Below are 3,330 nucleotides of genomic sequence, written 5' to 3'. Positions count from 1 at the left end.
TTACAATGATAGTATTGGGAGGAGTTTTAATTGGTAAAGAGTTGGCGCATCCTGGTAAATTCTTTGTCCGAGTGTGGTACAAAAGATGGCGCAGGTGGTACATTCCTATGGCCGTAATCACATTCCCTATAAAAAGAACTTTTTAACTATTGTAACCTTACTCGCCATATCCTATTTTCAATAAGCAAAAAACCTATTGAGTCCTCACGACCAATAGGTTTTTTGAGATAACTAAGCAAAAAATCTAATATACACTCCAAGAGCAATTAAAGAAATCAAAATAACTACAACATATATTAAAGTCAAGTTTGTTGCATTTCTTTTCGTTGAACTACCATAATTACTGTCACTTTTTCCAGTTATTAATAGGGTTACTACAAAAGAAGCTAATAAAATGATTATGACTAAGGCAATTAATATATTCATCATGCACCTCTTTATTGGTAGGTTAAAAAGTTAAACCAGGTACTCCTTGATTTAAAATAATGACCATTTCATTTAAATAATCATTATAATATAAAAACTAATATTTTGACCATCCACTTTAAGAAAACTTTAACCCTCCACTTCTTATTTTACCTTTTTTTATAATTAATTAGTGTTCTTTCAATAAAAATAACCGATTCCTTAAAGGAAACGGTTATTTATGAATCCTTTTTGAAAATTCACCGAATTTTAAACGGTAACAAGTTCTTTTTGTTCTAGTTCTTCCAGGCTGTCCTTTGGTCCAAAAAATTCGAAATGGATTTGTTCATCACTAACTCCTAAATCCTTTAAGGAACGATTGATTGCTTTCATAAACGGCACTGGACCACAGAAATAAAAGTCTGCATTTTTAACGGGTACATTTCTTTCAAGCCAATCCTTTGTTATATATCCTTCTACATTAAATCGATTGTTACTACGGTCTTCTGCGGTAGGTGAATCGTAGAAAACATACGAATTAACATTTTCTAGTGATGATAAAGCGTCAACCTCTTCCCTTAATGCATGTACATGGCTATTTTGAGATGCATGAATAAAGATAACGGTGCGTTCCGGCTGGATTTCAACCACTGTTTTCAGCATGCTAATCATTGGAGTTAGACCAACACCACCACTTAATAATACAACTGGAGTGTTACGGTCGGTATCCAGAACAAAGTCTCCTGCAGGAGCACTTACCTTTAGGACGGACCCTTCTTCTACCATCTCATGTAGATAGTTGGAAACGATTCCATCAGGCTTCGATTGATCGGCTTCTCTCTTTACACTAATACGGTAATAACCTTTTCCAGGTGCATCAGATAAACTATATTGGCGGATATGTGTATATTCCTCCTCTTCTATTTCCAGTTTAATGCTGATGTACTGACCTGGGAGAAAACCGGCAATTTTTTGAGCATCCTCTGGTTTTAAGTAGAAGGAAGTAATGACATCACTTTCTTTTACTTTACGATCAACTACAAAGCTTCGGAAACCGTCCCAACCACCTTCTTGCCCGGATGCCTTTTCATACATTTCAGCTTCCACGGATATAAAGGCACTAGCAATCACACCATAGGCCTTTCCCAAAGCCTCTATGATTTCAGGAGTAGCAGCCTCTTCTAAAACATCCTGAATCGCTAATAGCAGATGTTCTCCAACAATTGGATAATGTTCTGGCTTAATTCCTAAGCTTCTATGTTTATGTGCAATTTGTTTCACTACTGGTAAAATGGCCTCAAGATTATCAATATACATTGCCGCGGCATAGATAGCACCTGCAAGAGCCTTTTGTTGTCTATTCTGTTTTTGGTTAGCATGATTAAAAATATGAAGTAATTCAGGATGGTTGCCAAACATTAATTGATAGAAACGAGTAGTAATGGCTTCTCCATGCTTTTCTAAAACAGGTACTGTTGATTTAACAATGTCTATCGTCTTTTTATCTAACAAGAAAAACACTCCTTTATATAGTTAACCCTATTCTCATAGTGATTGTATTATATATATAAAACCGAATAAGTGATTTAAATCACATACCACTAATGAATTTACCTCTTTTATCGATTAGTATTGATCTCGTTAATAGTTTCCAAAAAAGGATTTATAAATTTTTGTCTTGCTTATTAATACAAAAAAAGCTTGTAAACCGGCTAAATTCTTTAGCCTTTGTCTACAAGCTTTAAATCTCTATTAACGAAATTTGGAAACGGATATAAATGTGTTATTTTTTTAAAAATCTTGTAATTACCGGACTTACGAAGGGACGCACTTGATTATACATATCCATTACCTGTTGAGCAGTTCCAGTAATCTTTATTAGATCGAAGTCCCCATCGGATGTACGAAAATGGGACATGAAATTAGGGGTGTCTTGCTTTCGTACTGGGCCAAGTGAAAAAATAGAGGGTGTTGGTCGTTGTGGTCTTCTGGAAAACATTGGAAAAATCCTCCTTTTAATTGTTATAATGGGTCTATTTTTAGTAATTCGATTTACTACGCATCCACTAAAATAAGAAACACTAAATTTAATCCTCTCTTAAGGTTATGTAACTAAATGTAATTAGATTGGATAAATGTCACTATTATTCTTTGAATTCAGCGATAATCCAATTTATTTTTATTTTGATAAAAGTGTGAATAGAACGGTGCAAGGGACATAATGCCCTTTACAGCTTCTAGCAACATAGGATCCAAATTCAATTCAAGGTATTAATTTTTTCACTTTATGGTTAAGTTAGCACAAGCTATTTTCTCTATTTTGAATAGTTTATTTGTATACAAACTAAGGGGGTGAAAATTATGACGTTCTGGGACGATTTAGCGTTTGGAAACTGCAATAGAGATTGCGATAGAGACCGCGATAGACACTGTGACAGAGACCGCGACAGAGACCGCGATAATGACCGCAATAATGACCGCAATAGAGACCGTGACAGAGACCGCGATAATGACCGCAATAATGACCGCAATAATGACCGCGATAGAGACCGCAATAGAGACCGCAATAGAGACCGCGATAGAGACCGCGATAGAGACCGCAATAGAGGCCGCGATAGAGACCGCAATAGAGGTCGGAATAGATAAATCAAATGATTCTTATTCTACAGATAAATTAAAGGAGATCTATATCCCCCTATATCTACGAGGGGGAATTTTTCATTCCACTTTTTAGTCTAATTGATAATATAAAAATAAAGAAATCCCTATACTTTTATTAGCATAGGGATTTCTCCATTGTAAGTCATTAACACCTTGCTTTTGAAGCAACGGGATTGGCATAACACCCCTACCGATAGGAACAGATGTTGCAATCGATATATCTAAAGAAGCAAGTCTATCTGCAAGTTCAATGCCCTTTCCTTC

Annotated in this window: 4 protein-coding genes; 1 reads left to right on the top strand and 3 read right to left on the bottom strand. The window is 35.5% G+C overall.

Annotation, left to right across the window (positions count from 1 at the left end; translation table 11 throughout):
- Positions 1 to 675: 675 nt before the first annotated feature.
- A complete protein-coding gene (gene hmpA, locus LRP83_RS23070) occupies positions 676 to 1,917 on the bottom strand; it encodes an NO-inducible flavohemoprotein (RefSeq protein WP_230499177.1) in 1,242 nt (413 codons plus the stop codon).
- 271 nt (positions 1,918 to 2,188) lie between these two features.
- Positions 2,189 to 2,404, bottom strand: a complete 216-nt coding sequence (locus tag LRP83_RS23065) for a YppG family protein (RefSeq protein ID WP_230499176.1) — start codon at positions 2,402 to 2,404, stop codon at positions 2,189 to 2,191.
- A 387-nt stretch (positions 2,405 to 2,791) separates the two neighbouring features.
- Between LRP83_RS23065 and LRP83_RS23060 the strand changes: the two genes are divergently transcribed.
- Positions 2,792 to 3,139, top strand: a complete 348-nt coding sequence (locus tag LRP83_RS23060; protein WP_230499175.1) for a hypothetical protein — start codon at positions 2,792 to 2,794, stop codon at positions 3,137 to 3,139.
- On the opposite strand, the gene LRP83_RS23055 is transcribed toward LRP83_RS23060, so the two are convergent.
- The coding region (locus LRP83_RS23055) for a hypothetical protein (RefSeq protein ID WP_230499174.1) at positions 3,136 to 3,330 on the bottom strand (195 nt) is incomplete at its 5' end. The genes LRP83_RS23060 and LRP83_RS23055 overlap by 4 nt on opposite strands.

It is taken from the genome of Pseudoneobacillus rhizosphaerae (assembly GCF_917563885.1).
Taxonomy (GTDB): Bacteria; Bacillota; Bacilli; order Bacillales; family Cytobacillaceae; genus Pseudoneobacillus; species Pseudoneobacillus rhizosphaerae.
Note: the sequence above shows the minus strand (reverse complement) of the source record. Positions and strands in the feature narration are given on the sequence as shown.